At 61.3% G+C, this 15,333-nt stretch carries 15 protein-coding genes; 14 read left to right on the top strand and 1 reads right to left on the bottom strand.

The genetic code is table 11. The annotated features are described in order from the left end of the window. Positions 1-641 precede the first annotated feature (641 nt). The 10 genes from AB3X07_RS02195 (at position 642) to acpA (ending at position 10,965) form a co-directional block, all read left to right on the top strand. Positions 642-1,049, top strand: a complete 408-nt coding sequence (locus tag AB3X07_RS02195) for a hypothetical protein (RefSeq protein ID WP_369942356.1) — start codon at positions 642-644, stop codon at positions 1,047-1,049. 1,314 nt (positions 1,050-2,363) lie between these two features. Beyond that, entirely contained in the window at positions 2,364-2,720 is a 357-nt protein-coding gene (locus tag AB3X07_RS22935; protein ID WP_420018521.1) for a Rap1a/Tai family immunity protein, read from the top strand. A 2,025-nt stretch (positions 2,721-4,745) separates the two neighbouring features. Then, positions 4,746-5,267 (top strand): hypothetical protein, encoded by a 522-nt coding sequence (locus tag AB3X07_RS02190; RefSeq protein WP_369942354.1) that lies wholly within the window; start codon positions 4,746-4,748, stop codon positions 5,265-5,267. An 85-nt stretch (positions 5,268-5,352) separates the two neighbouring features. Beyond that, the gene (locus AB3X07_RS02185; RefSeq protein ID WP_369942352.1) at positions 5,353-6,216 is read left to right on the top strand and encodes a hypothetical protein; all 864 of its coding nucleotides are present in this window, start codon (positions 5,353-5,355) and stop codon (positions 6,214-6,216) included. Positions 6,217-6,279: 63 nt separating this feature from the next. Then, on the top strand, positions 6,280-6,804 hold the full coding sequence (locus tag AB3X07_RS02180; RefSeq protein WP_369942350.1) for a hypothetical protein: 525 nt from the start codon (positions 6,280-6,282) through the stop codon (positions 6,802-6,804). Positions 6,805-7,041: 237 nt separating this feature from the next. Then, positions 7,042-7,275, top strand: a complete 234-nt coding sequence (locus AB3X07_RS02175) for a DUF1161 domain-containing protein (protein ID WP_369942348.1) — start codon at positions 7,042-7,044, stop codon at positions 7,273-7,275. 82 nt (positions 7,276-7,357) lie between these two features. Then, a complete protein-coding gene (locus AB3X07_RS02170; RefSeq protein ID WP_369942346.1) occupies positions 7,358-7,483 on the top strand; it encodes a hypothetical protein in 126 nt (41 codons plus the stop codon). A gap of 3 nt (positions 7,484-7,486) precedes the next feature. Beyond that, a complete protein-coding gene (locus AB3X07_RS02165) occupies positions 7,487-7,681 on the top strand; it encodes a hypothetical protein (protein WP_369942344.1) in 195 nt (64 codons plus the stop codon). 344 nt (positions 7,682-8,025) lie between these two features. Continuing rightward, a complete protein-coding gene (locus AB3X07_RS02160) occupies positions 8,026-9,021 on the top strand; it encodes an AI-2E family transporter (RefSeq protein WP_369944624.1) in 996 nt (331 codons plus the stop codon). A gap of 234 nt (positions 9,022-9,255) precedes the next feature. Further along, complete coding sequence (gene acpA, locus AB3X07_RS02155; protein WP_369942342.1) at positions 9,256-10,965, top strand: acid phosphatase; 1,710 nt, start codon at positions 9,256-9,258, stop codon at positions 10,963-10,965. Between the two features lie 32 nt (positions 10,966-10,997). Here the strand turns inward: acpA and AB3X07_RS02150 are convergent, their stop codons facing one another. Then, positions 10,998-12,302, bottom strand: coding sequence for an MFS transporter (locus AB3X07_RS02150; protein WP_369942340.1), 1,305 nt, complete (start codon positions 12,300-12,302; stop codon positions 10,998-11,000). A gap of 330 nt (positions 12,303-12,632) precedes the next feature. Between AB3X07_RS02150 and AB3X07_RS02145 the strand changes: the two genes are divergently transcribed. The 4 genes from AB3X07_RS02145 (at position 12,633) to AB3X07_RS02130 (ending at position 14,623) form a co-directional block, all read left to right on the top strand. Then, a complete protein-coding gene (locus AB3X07_RS02145) occupies positions 12,633-12,854 on the top strand; it encodes a hypothetical protein (protein WP_369942338.1) in 222 nt (73 codons plus the stop codon). A 246-nt stretch (positions 12,855-13,100) separates the two neighbouring features. After that, complete coding sequence (locus AB3X07_RS02140; RefSeq protein ID WP_369942336.1) at positions 13,101-13,235, top strand: DUF2695 domain-containing protein; 135 nt, start codon at positions 13,101-13,103, stop codon at positions 13,233-13,235. A gap of 401 nt (positions 13,236-13,636) precedes the next feature. Next, on the top strand, positions 13,637-14,140 hold the full coding sequence (locus AB3X07_RS02135; protein WP_369942334.1) for a hypothetical protein: 504 nt from the start codon (positions 13,637-13,639) through the stop codon (positions 14,138-14,140). A gap of 72 nt (positions 14,141-14,212) precedes the next feature. Continuing rightward, entirely contained in the window at positions 14,213-14,623 is a 411-nt protein-coding gene (locus AB3X07_RS02130; RefSeq protein ID WP_369942332.1) for a hypothetical protein, read from the top strand. The last annotated feature ends 710 nt before the right edge of the window (positions 14,624-15,333 follow it).

Raw genomic sequence — 15,333 nt, 5'->3', positions numbered from 1 at the left:
CTAGTCGCGGATGTTGCTACCGGCGCGAGTGTAATTGTGAGCTACATCGCTCCGGGAGGGGATGGCCACTTCTCTCCATTAGCAGGCGCTATAGCAAACAAGATCCTCTTGCCATATAGCGCAGAAGGACTAATGCTTCGGTCCGAGTTCAGCAAGCGCTGGCGCGCCAATGGAATCCTCAGGCAGGCTGTCGTTGCAACATAACAATTCATTTAAGCCGAACCGGCTTCGCCGGTCGGCTTAACTCACGCGTTAGGCCCAGTCAGATATTCTCAAAGGCCATCATGCTCAACCGCGCATGTCTTCTCGGCACACTGTTACTAGCTAGCGGCGCATCCTTAGCCAAGCCCAGCACTGAGCTTCCTGAAGCACTACGCTTGGCCGATACTTGTGTCTCAAGCAATAAAATTTCAAACACCCACCGTTACCTTGCTAGCATCTCGTGGCATGAGGAGCCAGGCCACCCAGAGAAAAGCTGCTGGTCGGTCATGTGGCTACCAAACGAGCTAGCGTTTGATGCACAGCTGGTCGTGTGGGTGTGCGGCGATGGCAGGATCAGTCACCAAGCTGGCGGCTGGTCCTAACCATTCATTCAAGCCGAACCCGCTTCGCGGGTCGGCTTAATTCAGGTGTTAGGCGTCATGCAGTCGACTCGCCAGATTCATGCTCGGTCCTCCCGCTTCGTCATTGAGCCCGGCGAGGACGACGAGACTAACCCGGGAATCTTTGGCCGCGCGTTCGCACAATGGCTGTCCACGCAGCTACCTGCACTTGGGTGGCGCGTGAAGGGTTGCATCGCCGAAGACTTCGGTCGCCTTGTAGAGGTCGAGGATCCGAAGTTTCGTCTGTTTGTAGCGTGTGCGAATGGCCACCATGGAGACAACTCTTGGCAGGCATTCACCTTTGCGGAGGGAGGAGGGCTTCTTGGTATGTTCGCGAAGGCTGATAAGCAGCAGCTGGCGGACTGTCTCCTCGCAGATGTGGAGCGGGTGCTGCGCCAGGACCCAAGTACAATCGACGTTCAGCTGGAGGATACCAATGACACCTAACAAATCGTTCGAGCGGACGCGTGAGGATAAAGTGCCAAGCTCATGCGCCGGCGCGCGCGCCGCTCAACTCAACGGTTAGGTTGCAGATGGCAGCACTACGCAAGTTCGAGCTAGAAGCAATCCGCCTCCTCGCCGAGGGCATCCTCTCGAGTGAGCAGCTACACGCCATCGCAGCCGCAGGACAGCCAGTCCGCTACGAGCATACTGGCTGTGGGTATTTCGTCACGGTGGCTCACGCCAGCTTACCCACTGAGCCCCAGACCCTCAGCGAGCCATACGTAGCAGGTCACATCGAAGAGACCGAGTGCGGGTTCGTGGCGTTTCTTGGCCAGGGCGAGCTAGTCCTTGAGTGCCACCAAGTCTGCGGCCCTGACATTCCCGAGAACGTCAGGGATCTGCCAGTGAAAGTTGGGCTCGATCCATCCAACGCCGTTGACCTGCGGTAGGCTGCAACCTAACAATTCGTCCAAGCCGACGCCGCTTGGCGGCACGGCTTAACTCAGGCGTTGGTCGGCATAGACATGCACTCTGGAAATTTTAAAATCCGAACCTCGGTGCAACTAATTGCGATAGCCAGCGCCGTGTTCATTGCAAGCTGCGCGCACCAACTTGGCCCCAACATCGAGCCAATGCGAGTCGCGCGCGAACTTGGACTACCCCTCTGCACAGTCACCGAACCTATGAGGCGCTATCAGACCCTGGACTACGCTGATCTAATCGGCAATCCCAATCTCTCGGATTCGCCAGAATGGGCTGAGGCTATTTCCATGATGCAGGTGGGTGACGACCTGCGTTACGTTCACTGTAAGAGTGGCGCCAACTACTTCGGCCTATTCCGTGGCAAGTCTGTGCTACTAAAATTTGGCGGCATGCTCTATTAGCGCAATAGTGCCGCCCAACAATTCATTCAAGCCGACGCCGCTTCGCGGCGCGGCTTAACTCAGGCGTTAGGCCCCATGAGCGAGCATGACCTACTGTTGGTAACAACACTCAACCGCGAACTGTGCGCTTCAATTGGTGGCGCTGTCGACGACGCTACAGGTGACGAGGTGTACTCAGCATTCGTCAAGATCGTTCCCGCTCCTCTGACGCTAGACGCACTGGGCTTCCTATCTGACAGTGACTTTTATAGACTCTCGGATTCATTCAATGCCTTTTTTGAATGTTCCGGCATCGGTGAGGCCCAGATAAGATCTGCGGTAGAGGCAACGCTTAGGCACTGGGGCCCCAGCGATGGGGCCTAACAATTCATTCAATCCAAATCCGCTTCGCGGTTCGGCTTAATTCTGGCATTAGCCCCTTGGAGATTTGTTTATGCGATTTGGAGTATTAGCTGGCCTGTTGTTAGTTACCTCGACTAGTTCTGCGCAGTCGGTGCATGTCTATGATGGGTACTTGAAAGGCGAAACGTATGTGACGCAGTCACCAGCCACTCGATCAGCCTATGTAATGGGCGTTGTAGACGGGCTGCTGAGCTCTGGATTCTACGGAGCCTCCAAGGAAGAGGTACGGAAGGTTCATGCATGTACTTTTGAAATGAGCAGCGAAGCGTTGCGAGACGTCGTTGATAATTATCTACTGGCCCACAAAGATGTCTGGAAAGACCCTATGAGTGTTCTCGTTTCGAACGCGCTAGTTGGGGCTTGTCCAGTGATGCGGCCAGGTGGCTAACTATTCATTCAAGCCGATGCCGCCTCATGGCACGGCGCAACTCGGGTGTTAGATGTCCATGAGACGCAGCCAAAGCCAAGGCATACGCATCCCGGCAATGGTGTTTGCATGTGTCGCGGCGCTTGCAGCCCTGCTTTGGTGGGCATACTACGAGCGGTACCATACGCATGCCGACTGCATCGATGAGCTAACGAACTCCAGCTGCATCACGCCGGACGGCAACAATGTTACTTCCGGAGGCATCCTCTGGGGAGTTCTAGCTCTTCCAGTCACTTTTGCAGCAGCCGCTCTCCTTTGCATGATTGTCTTGCGTTTGGTACGCAGGAGATTGCATGGCGTCATTTAAACGTTCCGCAAGAGACTTCCGTTCAACCCTGGGCGCATGACGCCGTACCCCTTACGTCAGCGTCGTCGGTCTACGTCAAGCGGGAGTGCGCGCAACGCATCCTCGATGCGCTTCACTCTGTCGCGCATGAGTTGCAGCACCGGTGATGGGCGCCGGTACATGGCCCCGAGGACCAGGGCGGCCGTCACGGCAGCAGCAAGCAACAGGAGGCCGAGTAGCGTATTGCCCCCCATGCTCGCCCAATATCCAAGATCATCGGCGTGGATCCGTCGGCACCCCGCCGTCGACAGGCGTGGGCATGCCAGGACATAACCTCTATAGAGTGCGTGGACGACAACGTGCAGTCGCCAAGCCGCGAACGCCATACCCACAGCGATCACCACGCCCAGCGCCCAGCTGCTGCGGACGCGGCCCGACGCCTGCTCCCGTTCTGCCCGGGCAAGGTCACTCTTCTGCACTGCAAGTGCGCCTCGCAGGCATTCGCTCCGGCGCGAGTGCCGGGAAGGTGCCGTGCCAGCCCCTTCGCCGACTTCATCGACGCCTCGATCCTTCCGTTGCTCTGTCACGCTGTGCCGCGCCGTCCCGTGTGCACCAGGAGTTTAGCAGGCTGCGCATGGCGCACCTATTCTTGAGCGGATCATGCGTTGGCGTGAGTGCATGTGTCGCCGGATCGTCGCCGCTTTGTCGCCCGGCCTCGTTACCCACTGCGATCATCGCCTTCGGTCTCGATCACATCCAGCGGCCAGTACCTCGTTCAAGCCCAAAGACCGCGATGTGTGGCATGCTCGGCTCTCGGCTGCGGCGCTGTGGAGCACGGTCCGGGCTTTACCACCTCGTGACTCCACCGCCCAACTACTTATTCAAGCCGACGCCGCTTCGCGGCGTGACGGATTTAGGCATTACCTTTGAAGGAGTGACTGTAGTGCGTCTGAGGTCTATAGCGTCGACTGTCCGCTACGTGCCTGATCCCGAAACCGGATCCGCCCGAATCGAACTTCCTGATCCTTCTGCGGGAGGCAACTCAATCTCTGGCGAGAAGCACAGCTACGAGGAAAGAGCCGTTCGCCTTGCGTGATGGAACGCTGAGGGCAAGTACGCCCCTATTTCTTCCGCGGAGGTGCCGTACTGGGCTGTCCTCGACGTCATCGAGGCATGTTCTGCCGCTGACTTCATTGAGCCGGCGGATTCTGCCAAGCTCATCCAGGCGTTGGCAGCTTCCATCGAGCGCCGGCCAAAAGCCTAGCAATTCGTCCAAGCCGACGACCACTTCGCGGCGCGCTTAACTCAAGCGTTGGGGGAGCGTGAGGGTTCATCACAAAATTCGGCAGCAGGCCTTTGAGCGTGACAATGGTAGTTGCCAGTACTGCGACTCAGACTTGCCAAGTTCTTTCTCTACCTGCTGGTCGGCTACCGTTGACCACGTTGTGGCTGCGTTGGTGGCACCGATGACCCTAGTAACCTGAAGCTATGTTGCACCGGCTGCAACGGATTGCTGTCGCGTAGCGGCCCACTCACTACATTTGCGGATCGCCGTGGGCACGTTCAACAATGTATCGCAAACGAGTACAATGGCTACATTGAATGGCAGCTGCACCTTGGTCGGTCAGCACCCTAAAAATGCAATCAAGCCGACGCCGCTTCGCGGCGCGGGTTAATTCAGACGTCAGGCCTCATAGAACATGCTCCTTCCGCGTGAACAAGCGCTTCGCTTCATCGAAGGCTACAAGTCCATACTGTTCCGCGTTCTCTCTGACGCCGATGCACCGCGTACCGGATCGATCAACGAAGATCTCGCCACTGCGCGTGCTCTCGTGCACGCCAACCCGTCTTTGATCGACGCCGCCGTCACGCGGCTCACATCCGAAAGCGACCCGATTGAACCGACCGTCGTCGCAGCCATGCGCACACTGAGGTTTCGCCAATGGGTGTACCTGCGCCACACCAAGACATTCGCCGTTTTCCTCGACAAGGAGATCAAGAACGCGTACGCCGTTCGCGCTCTCACAACGCCACTGAACGAGCTTCTTGATGAACCACCCTTCATATTTGAGGCCGGAGTGCTTGAGTTCGAGGGTCATTTCATCTGCGATGGACTCATTCTGAATCCCATCGCGCTGGGGCGTGGCTATCGCGCGGAGTTGAACGCGGCGTACACATCCATCCGAAAGGCAGGCAACTTCTACGCTCGCGCTGATGCCTGACCTTCGCTCGAGTGGACGCGCTCAGGCATGCCTGCGCCCTCAGCGCAAACGCTAGGCCCATTCAGTACTCGATCATCAAATCATCATGGCTGAGGAAATCACATTTGCGCAATCAGTAGCACTCAGGGACGCTGGATATGATGAATATTGGCTTCAAGATCAGATTTGGAGCAATCCGGCGGCGCTCGGCCTGGGCGACTTGGATGCACTAATTAAGGAGCGGAGGCAGAGCTCTGGTGGCCGAGTCGACATTCTGCTCAAGGACCCCCAGGACGACTCCATGTACGAAGTCGAGGTGATGCTGGGTGAAACAGACGAAACCCACATCATTCGGACAATCGAGTACTGGGATAACGAAAAGCGCCGTTGGCCTCAGCGTCAGCACTACGCCGTTTTGGTCGCAGAAAGCATCACGCGGCGCTTCTTTAATGTCATTCACATCCTGAGCCATTCCATCCCAATCATCGCCATCCAAGTCGCGCTGGTAGACATCGGCGGGAAGAAAGCGCTGCACTTCACAAAGGTTCTGGACACTTATGAAGAAATCGACGATGGCGCCACAGAACAAGACGTTGAGGTCAACCGGGATTATTGGAGCAAGAAAGCGAGGTGGACTGCAGAGACAGCTGACACACTGCTTTCCGTAGTGGGCCATGAGCTTCAGGAACCGCAGGTCGGCTATGTGAAAAACTACGTTTCCATTAGCGTTGGTCGCAACAATTATTTCTGGCTCCACAAGCGAAGTAACGGCAAGTCGCTTTTAGGCTTTCGCATTGCCCCGCATCTCGCCGACGACGCACAACAACTCCTAGATGAAGCAAAGATTTCGTTTACCCGCAATCCGAAGAAATTCCTCATTACGACCGATGCGGCAACAATAAGCACCAATGCGGAAATTTTCTCAAAGTTGGCTAATTTTGTTCGCCGCACATGGGAAAAGTCCGCCTAGCCGGGTCGTGCTCGCGGCCCCTTACTTAAAGCCAGATTAGGCGCAAAAGTGATTGAAACCTGGATGAAAATTATCGCCACCGCCATCTCGGTGAGCCTAGGACTCGCAACAGCACAAGCCTCCGAGCCGATTCCGTCCATCACCCAGGCGACGCTGAAGGACGCCGAGAGCGAGTACCAACACAGCCCGCTGTGCGCCAAGGAAGAAATCACGCTGTGGACGTGCGAAACCCGCAAGCGCGTCTTTTCGCTGTGTTCGTCGAAGGTGGCCAATCGAACGAGCGGCTACATCCAGTACCGCGCCTCCGAGGCAGGAAAGCTGGTCCTACAGTACCCCGCCGACAAGAAGCCGCCGACGGGGCTGTTCACCTACCGCTCGTTTCTGAACGGCAATGCGTCGGTCGAATTCAGCAATGGCGACTATCAGTACAGCCTGGTCGACCCGCTCAGGTCGGGCTCGTCGATCCTGGTGTCGCGTCCGGGGTCGTCGGGCAAGACCACGGAGATCGCGTGCGGCCCCAATCAGACGCTGCAACTCAACTACACGATGCGGTTGATGTACGACTCGGGCGTCTGGATCGATCCCTAGATCTCGCCTCTCCAAGCATCCCGCCCGCGTGCGACGCATCGTCAAGCACCCACTGATCACGCAGGTCGTCGCTGGCGCCGTTGCTCCTGCGTCCGGCTTGCTACACTCGATCCACGTCGAATCGGCCTGCCAGGCGAGAGCCGCCAGGCAGCCAGGACGGCCTCGCGGCCAAGTCTCGAACGCGTCGAACCCGGCCTGCCACGCACTCGCCCCTTCTCCTCGATCATCGGTACGATCATGAAGTCCACTCTCGCCGTCCTGTTGCTTACCCTCGTTTCCGCTCCAGCCTTTGCCCGCATGCATTGCGATGAGTTGAAGGCCGAGCTCACCGCGAAACTCGATGCCCGCGGGGTCAAGGACTACACGCTGGAGATCGTCGACAACGCCGACGTCAAGGATCGCAAGGTCATCGGCAGCTGCGCGGCCGGCGCCAAGAAGATCGTGTACAGCAAGAACAAGCCGTCGCACTGATCGGCAGGCGCTGTCCCGTCATGCAGGCAATGCCGAGTGATCGAGCGAGAGGCGTCATCCTCGCGCGTCATGGGGGCAGGCCATGCAGGTAGTGGACCACGAACCGCACGCCTGGTTCCTGCTGCGCGACGGCGACACGCTGCTGCTCGACGTCAACTGCAGCCATGGCGCGGTCGGCTACGCGTGGACCATGGCGCTGACTGCTTAGGAAGTGGCGCAATTCCATGCGCTCGGTCGCGATTTCATCGCGCAGCTCGCTGAACAGGTGCAATGGACCGCGCCGGGATTACTGGGCAGCCGGTCGCCGTATCTCGGTCGCAAGGCGGATGTCGATATCCGTGAGCAGGTCAACGTGGCCATCAAGGCCTGGAACCAGAACGGACGGCAGTCCACCCGAGGGGTCTAATGGCGGCTGCCCCGCATGCACGCCGGCATCACTCACCATGTAGACAACAGCGCACCCGACGACGCACGGCTACTACGTGCAACACTGGCCGTCTGCCGCCATGCGGCAGCGCCGCCCACCCGCCTCGATCCGACTAGGGCCCGAACGCACCACGGACAGGCGCAGGCGTAAGCCGACCGAGTAGGGCGCTTCCCCAACCAGCCGTAGCCGCTCTTCGCCCGCCCTGCACCCCCCCTGCCACTACTGTGCGCGCTCATGTCCTGATCCGGATCGCGCCGATGAATGCCTCCGTCCCCGGTTCCCCGTCGTCCCTGCGCCCCTTCGTGGCGCGGGTCCTGGTGGTCATGGCGCTGGGCGCGCTGGCGCTGCTGGCCTGGCAGTTGTCGGAGCTGCTGCTGATCGTGTTCGGCGCGGTGGTGGTGGGCGTGTTGCTGCATGGGCTGGCCGCGCTGTTGCGCAAGTGGTTGCCGCTGCCGGAGTGGGCGGCGCTGGCACTGGTGATCCTGCTGCTGGTGCTGGCGCTGTCGGCGATCGTGCTGCTGTTCGGCGCCGAGGTCGCCGCGCAGATCGACACCTTCCGCGCCACCTTGCCGGCGGCCTGGAACAAGTTCCATGCCTGGCTGCAGTCCGGCCCGCTGGGGCCGCAAATCGAGCGCATCCCCGACCAGTTGCGCGACGGCGCCTCGAGCCTGGCCGCGCACGCCGGCGCGATCGTGCTAACGGCCGGCGGCGGCGTCACCGATGCGGTGCTGATGATGGTCGGCGGGCTGTACCTAGCCGCGCAGCCTCGGCTGTATCGGCAAGGGCTGCTGCATCTGCTGCCGCGCGACCGTCGCGGCGTCGCCGACGAGGCACTGACCGCCAGCGGCCAGGCCCTGCGCGCCTGGCTGACCGGGCAGTTGCTGGCGATGGCGGTGATCGGCACGCTGACCGGCGTCGGCCTGTGGCTGCTGGGCGTGCCGGTGGCGCTGGGCATCGGCCTGTTGACCGCGCTGCTGGACTTCATCCCCATCGTCGGCCCGATCGTGGCCGCGGTCCCGGCGATCCTGCTGGGCTTCACCGTCAGCCCGCAGGTCGCGCTGGGCGCGCTGCTGCTGTTCGTGGTGCTGCAGCAGCTCGAGGGGCACGTGTTGCAGCCGCTGATCCAGGCGCGCGCGGTCGATCTGCCGCCTGCGCTGCTGCTGTTCTCGCTGTTCGGCATCGGCGTGCTGTTCGGGCCGATGGGCGTGGTGCTGGCGGCGCCGCTGACCGTGGTGCTCTACGTGCTGGTCAAGCGCCTGTACGTCCAACACGCGCTGGGTGACGCCGAGGGCGCCGAAGACGCCGGAAAGCCCGCGTAATGCCAGATGCGTCGCCTGCACGGCGACGCCGCACGCGCTGCGCTCTATGCCTCGTGCCGAACGCACGACTGAGTTGCCGCCGACACCGCCAATCCTCCCCATCCTGGATCGACTGCATCACCGGCTGTGATACGGCCGCTGAACACCGGGTGCGCACTGCGGCAGGCTGGCTATGACTTGTCATTCACGCGGCCCAAACTGGCGGGTGCCTTTCCCTTCTCCTCCGATGACCCCGTGAAGAAGCCGCCCCAGGATCCCGCGTTCGTCCCCGCCGACACCGACACCGCCCCCGAAAACCCGCAACGCCGGCGCCTGCTCGGTGGCCTCGCACTGGCCGGCGGCGCGCTGGCGATCGGCGGCCCCGCCGAAGCCCGCACCCAGAGCGCCAACCGCACGCAAGCGCGCGCGCTGTCGCCGACAGAACTGGACCGGCAACTGCGGCAGAAGATCGAGCACGTCGTGGTGATCTACGCCGAGAACCGCAGCTTCAACAACCTATTCCCGGAGTTCCCGGGACTGCAGCGGCCGCTGTCCAAGGTGACGCCGGCGCAGGCGCGGCAGGTGGACCGCGACGGCAGCTTGCTCGACATCCTGCCGCCGATCTGGGGCGGGCTGGCGCCGGACGAACAGGTGGTGGCGCACCGCCGCTACAAGATCGGCGAGGACGCGATCGGGCCGCTGCCCAACGCGCCGTTCGCGCTGCGCACGCCCGATGGTCAACTGCTGCCGCACGGCCTCGTGACCCGCGACCTGGTGCATCGCTTCTACGAGAACCAGATGCAGATCAACGGCGGCCGCAACGACGGTTTCGCCGCGTGGAGCGACGCCGGCGGCCTGGTGATGGGCCACTACGCCGATGCGCCGGCCACGTTGCGGCTGTGGAGCCTGGCCCGCGACTACACGCTGTGCGACAACTTCTTCATGGGCGCGTTCGGCGGCTCGTTCCTCAACCATCAGTACCTGATCGCCGCGCAGGCGCCGTTCTACCCCAAGGCCGACAGCGGCCCGGCGCGGACGCAGATCAGCGTGCTGGCCAGCAAGCGTCCCGACGAGATCCGCCTGGCAGTGCAGGACAATTCGCCGGACACCGCGCTCAATGGTCGGCCGCGCTTCGTGCGCAACGGCGCGCTGACTCCGGATTTCTGGGCGATCAACACGATGAGCCCGCCGTTCCAGCCCAGCACCAGCCAGGACCCGGCGCGCCCGGACCATGCCGACCCCAACAGCCCCAACACGCTGCCGGCGCAGACCCACCGCCACATCGGCGACGCGCTAGACGCCAAGGGCGTGGACTGGGCCTGGTACGCCGGCGGCTGGGCGCTGGCGGTGCAGGGCAAGGGCGACACCGGCGACACCAGCGAGTTCCCGGGCAGCCCCAACTTCCAGATCCATCACCAGCCGTTCAACTACTTCGCCAACCTCGCCCCGGGCACGCCGGCGCGGGCGCGCCGCCTGCGCGACGGCGGCCTGGGCGACAGTGCCCCGGACAACCGCTTCCTTTCCGACGTGCAGGCCGGCACGCTGCCGCCGGTGACGTTCTACAAGCCGCAAGGCAACCTCAACATGCACGCCGGCTATTCCGACGTCGCCGCCGGCGATCGCCACATCGCGATGGTGGTGGACGCGCTGCGCGACAGCCCGCTATGGGACAAGACCGTCGTGTTCATCACCTTCGACGAGAACGGCGGCTGGTGGGATCACGTGGCGCCGCCCAAGGCCGACCGCTGGGGCCCGGGTTCGCGCATCCCGGCGCTGGTGGTGTCGCCGCACGCCAGGCGCGGCCATGTCGACCACAGCGTTTACGACACGGGCTCGATCCTGCGCTTCATCACCCGCCGCTTCGGCCTGGAGCCGTTGCCGGGCCTGGTCGAGCGCGAGCGGGCGATGCATGCCGCCAGCGGCGTGGTGCCAGGCGACCTGACGGCCGCACTGGATCTGGGCTGAGGCGCGGGAACCGCGCAGACGCCGCGCCGCGCTCAGGCGGCGACAGGGGCGCCGCCGCCGCGCTGACGGCGGAACAGCAGCAAGGTGCAGCCCAGCCCGATCAGCGCCGCCAGCGACAGCCACAGCGCCGGCGCGGCGCGGCTGTGGGTGGCGTGGATCAGCCAGGTGGACACCGCCGGGGTGAAGCCGCCCATCGTCGCGGTGGCCAGGCTGTAGGCCAGCGAGAAGCCGGTGGTACGCACCTCCGCCGGCATCACCTCGGTCAGCGCCACCACCATCGCACCGTTGTAGGCGCCGTACAGCAGCGATAGCCATTCGCCGACCAGCAGCAGCCGCACGAACGACGGCGCGTCGACCAGCCACTGCAGCGCCGGCCACACCGTCAGCAGCATCGCCACACTGGCGAACACCAGCAGCGGTTTGCGACCGATACGGTCGCTCAGCGCGCCCATCACCGGCAGCCACACGAAATTGGACAAGCCGATGCAGCCGGTCACCACCAGGCTGTCCAACTCGCTCAGCTGCAGCTCGGTCCGGCCGTAGGTCGGCATGTAGGCGGTGATCAGGTAGAACGACACGGTGGTCATCATCACCATGCCCACGCCGGCCAGGATCAGCCCGACATTGGCGCGCAGCGAGCGCGCGATGCCGGCCAGGTCCGGCGCCTGCCGCGCGGCGAACTCCGGGGTTTCCTGCAGCGAGCGGCGGATGAAGAAAATCAGCGGCACGATCAGGCTGCCGATAAAGAACGGAACGCGCCACCCCCAATCGTCCATCACGCTGTCGGCCAGCAGCGCATGCAGGGCGACGCCAAGCGCGGCGGCGAACACCACCGCCACCTGCTGGCTGGCCGACTGCCAGGCCACGTAGAAACCGCGCCGACCCGGCGTGGCGATCTCGGCCAGGTATACCGACACGCCGCCCAGTTCGGCGCCGGCGGAGAAGCCCTGCAGCAGGCGGCCCAGCAGCACCAACAACGGTGCCAGCACGCCGATGGTGCCGTAGCCGGGGACGAAGGCGATCAACAGCACGCCGGCCGACATCAGCCCCAGGGTCAGGATCAGGCCTTTGCGGCGCCCGTTCCGGTCGATGTAGCCGCCCAGCACCAGCGCGCCGATCGGGCGCATCAGGAAGCCGGCGCCGAACGTGGCCAGCGACAGCATCAACGAGGCGAACGCGCTTTTCGCCGGGAAGAACGCATGGCCGATGGCCGTGGCATAGAAGCCATAGACCATGAAGTCGTACATCTCGAGGAAGTTGCCGGTGACCACGCGGAACACGGCGGCGGCGCCGTGCGGCGCGGCATCGGGGGCGGCAGGGGACGTAGTGGAAGACATCATCGATCGGGTCTGCTGGAGAAGAAAGGCATCGCCCTGCGCCGTCGCGCGACATCGGGTAGGGCGCGTGGCAACGGTACAACACGCCACGTGGGCGCGGCGCCATGGCGCCTCGCCCCGCTACGTGCGGGTTAATGCTTGATGTTCCGGTCCGGAGCTTCGGCGCGCGTGGCGGCTTTCGCTATGACTCGGGCGTATGCCACTGGCAGTTCGTCGCCACATTCGGCGCTTTTATCCACCGCGTTGGCTGGTTCGTCGCAGGCCAGTGGTCGCAATGCCTGGCAATCTGCGATCCTTCCGGCTCCGCTCACGGGTCGAAGGAGCCGCATCGTGAAAACGCTGATTGCGACAATTGCCTGGTGCCTGCTCCTTGTCCTGTGCTGGCCGCTCGCCCTGCTGGTCGTGGTCTTGTGGCCAATCGTCTGGCTATTGAGCTTGCCGTTCCGCCTTGTGGGGATCACGTTCTCCGCCGTGTTCGCGCTCCTGCGCGCCATTCTGTTCCTGCCTGCCCGCCTCCTTGGCTGGCGGCCGGGGCATGCTGCGGCGGCCTAGCGTTCAAGCGGAGGCCATGCAGACGGGCTTGCCTCGGACGGACGGCGACAGCCAGGATTGGAAGTCTTTTCTCACGAACGCCCATGCCAGAGAAATCGGAAATCCAGCGACGCCAGCAACTGCGCAGGGCCGAGGAGGCCAGGCAGCGTGCGATCGGAGAGGCTGCCCTACCGATGCCGAAGGAAACTCTCTGGGCCTTGTTCGAGCATCTGCACGCAGCCCGCGCAGAGGGCTGCGACTTTTTCCTTGCGGCGTACCGAGCAGTTTCTGCTCGCGCACCATCTGCAGCCCGCGCTGGTCGTCCCCTGGCTGAAGAGCTACGGCGGCTTCTGCGACTGCGAAGTGCTACTCAACGTGGAGGCGCGCTGGCGAAGGCAATGAAGGTCGCTGCCGCTCGCGGGCCGTCGCTAAACATCTTTCGATGTCTACGGCGGCCGTCCGCATATGCGCCATTTGCGCACCTTCCGCTCATAGCCAGCCAACATGCGCTTGCTCCGTGCGCAGGCTGTAATGCCGAAGCCGCAATCGGCCATGCGCCTGCGCCAGCAACCTCGGCAGCGGATGCGCCGTTACACCTCGATCTTCGCGGGCGTAACTCATACGGCAGATCGAATGTCGGATAGCGCAGCCGGCATCGACGCCTGGAAGCGCGACCAATACTTGGCAGGCTATTGATTTATTTTACAAATTTGTGCTTTGCAGACGTCTGGCGTTGGGTAATACTTGGTGCATCACCGCTTTTGGGCGGTACAATGGTAGTTAGACAGCAGAGGAGGCACGTCGTGGATGTTATAGCGGATTGGTTTGACACAGGAAAGTTGATCGACGCCGCCGAAACTGAAGATGAAATAGGCGTTGTGCTACGCATGCATCTCGCGCTAGAGAAAGTTCTCAATCACTTCTTGCGTTCTCGGATCACAAGCGACCTGGCTCCATACATCAAGGTGCCAGGCTTCACGGCGCAGAAAATCGCACTGGCAGCGGCCTTTGGCATGCCAGTTCCTTTTTTGGCGTCTGCTCATGAGGTCAACCGCATTCGTAATGGCATGGCACATGATGGAGATACACTTGCAGAGGACAAGGTTGCTCAACTCGCTAGGCAAGTTGACTCTATTAAAAGCATTAACAGTTCTTTTCATCCACTTGCCAAACGATACGTTGAGTTCTCGCAGAAACAACCAGGAAAGAAGCACACTTTCGGGGCCTCCGGTGTAAGAGTCGACTTCTTGATAGCTACATTTGTTCTTGTCACAGAGATGGCGCGATGGCTGGCAAGTCAAAGATAGTCAGCCGCTGTCTAACAATTAGTTCAAGCCGAACTAGCTTCGCCAGTCGGCTTAATTCAGGCGTTAGGTCTCATGAAGATCGTCCTCGTAGTCTTCTTTCTCACAGTTCAAAGCAGCTACCTCAGCAACTCCGAGGCGGAAGCGACTGACGATGTCTTTGACACTATTCAGTTCCTTGGAACTGACGACGGCGCCTGGCGCATCAAGACTTACGCCACGGATCAAGACGTCCACGTATGGTCTATTGGGGCGTCTTCCGAGGACATTGTTGACCTTGCCCGCCAGAACACCGAGAAGCACTATGGGGACGTGTTGTCAGAGGGATACATTATTGAGACGTCTGACGGCATTGATGGCTTGCGGCGCGAGCTTAGAGAGCGCGGGCTATCGGATACACTGGAGATCTCCAAGAACGGTTTCATGTTCTGGGCTCCTGCAGGCACCGATTATCGCTCGCGGTCAGTGCCCCGGCATGAGCCCTAACAATCCATTCAAGCCGAACCCACTTGGCGAGTCGGCTTAATTCATGCGTTAGGCCGCACAAAGGATATCCGCAGATGCCCGATCCCAAGTTCATGTACAACTGCGATTTATGCAGATCTTCGTTCCAGTTCGGGCCGCACATTTACGCTGGCAAGGTTATTCCTAGCTAAAAGCTAACCGTATGCCGCACATGCTGGGAGAGCGGCCATGACGGATGGGGTCCGATCGTAGAGGATCGATTTGTCGAGCACTTGCATAGCAAGGGGGTGCCTTTGCCAGAACGCAACAAAGACGGTTGGTACCCTCGCGAGTAGGGGCCTAACAATTCACTCAAGCCGATGCCGCTTCCCGGCACTGCTTAACTCAGGCGTTAGGGCCCACAAGGAGGCTCAGTCGTGGCCACAGCAATTTTTGCCATGTGTGCTCTGCTCGTTGCGTTCTTTTTCCCGCTGGTCGCGCCGTGGCACAAGACGAGCTTCAATATATGGCTGATTGCCTGGTTTTGCTCCTGGCTCTTGCTCTTCTACCTTTTGCAATTTGAGTCTAGTCACTACAGAAAGGGTCACAACTCAACATTTGTTTGGCTATTACTTGCCTCGCTTGTGGCCGGCGGTCTTATTCGGGCTATTAATCGCGGTATTACAGTCTGGGTCCGTCAGCGCCAAGAGCGGCAGATTCGCTCTCTCGCTAGTGGGCCCTAACAATTCATT

The sequence above is a fragment of the Xanthomonas sp. DAR 35659 genome (genome assembly GCF_041242975.1).
GTDB classification, from domain to species: domain Bacteria; phylum Pseudomonadota; class Gammaproteobacteria; order Xanthomonadales; family Xanthomonadaceae; genus Xanthomonas_A; species Xanthomonas_A medicagonis.
Note: the sequence above shows the minus strand (reverse complement) of the source record. Positions and strands in the feature narration are given on the sequence as shown.

Bases quoted from the DNA above. Each gene is read 5' to 3' on its own strand.
- AB3X07_RS02195 (WP_369942356.1), top strand. From the start codon at position 642: ATGCAGTCGACTCGCCAGATTCATGCTCGGTCCTCCCGCTTCGTCATT.
- AB3X07_RS22935 (WP_420018521.1), top strand. From the start codon at position 2,364: ATGCGATTTGGAGTATTAGCTGGCCTGTTGTTAGTTACCTCGACTAGT.
- AB3X07_RS02190 (WP_369942354.1), top strand. From the start codon at position 4,746: ATGCTCCTTCCGCGTGAACAAGCGCTTCGCTTCATCGAAGGCTACAAG.
- AB3X07_RS02185 (WP_369942352.1), top strand. From the start codon at position 5,353: ATGGCTGAGGAAATCACATTTGCGCAATCAGTAGCACTCAGGGACGCT.
- AB3X07_RS02180 (WP_369942350.1), top strand. From the start codon at position 6,280: ATGAAAATTATCGCCACCGCCATCTCGGTGAGCCTAGGACTCGCAACA.
- AB3X07_RS02175 (WP_369942348.1), top strand. From the start codon at position 7,042: ATGAAGTCCACTCTCGCCGTCCTGTTGCTTACCCTCGTTTCCGCTCCA.
- AB3X07_RS02170 (WP_369942346.1), top strand. From the start codon at position 7,358: ATGCAGGTAGTGGACCACGAACCGCACGCCTGGTTCCTGCTGCGCGAC.
- AB3X07_RS02160 (WP_369944624.1), top strand. From the start codon at position 8,026: ATGGCGCTGGGCGCGCTGGCGCTGCTGGCCTGGCAGTTGTCGGAGCTG.
- AB3X07_RS02150 (WP_369942340.1), bottom strand. From the start codon at position 12,302: ATGTCTTCCACTACGTCCCCTGCCGCCCCCGATGCCGCGCCGCACGGC.
- AB3X07_RS02130 (WP_369942332.1), top strand. From the start codon at position 14,213: ATGAAGATCGTCCTCGTAGTCTTCTTTCTCACAGTTCAAAGCAGCTAC.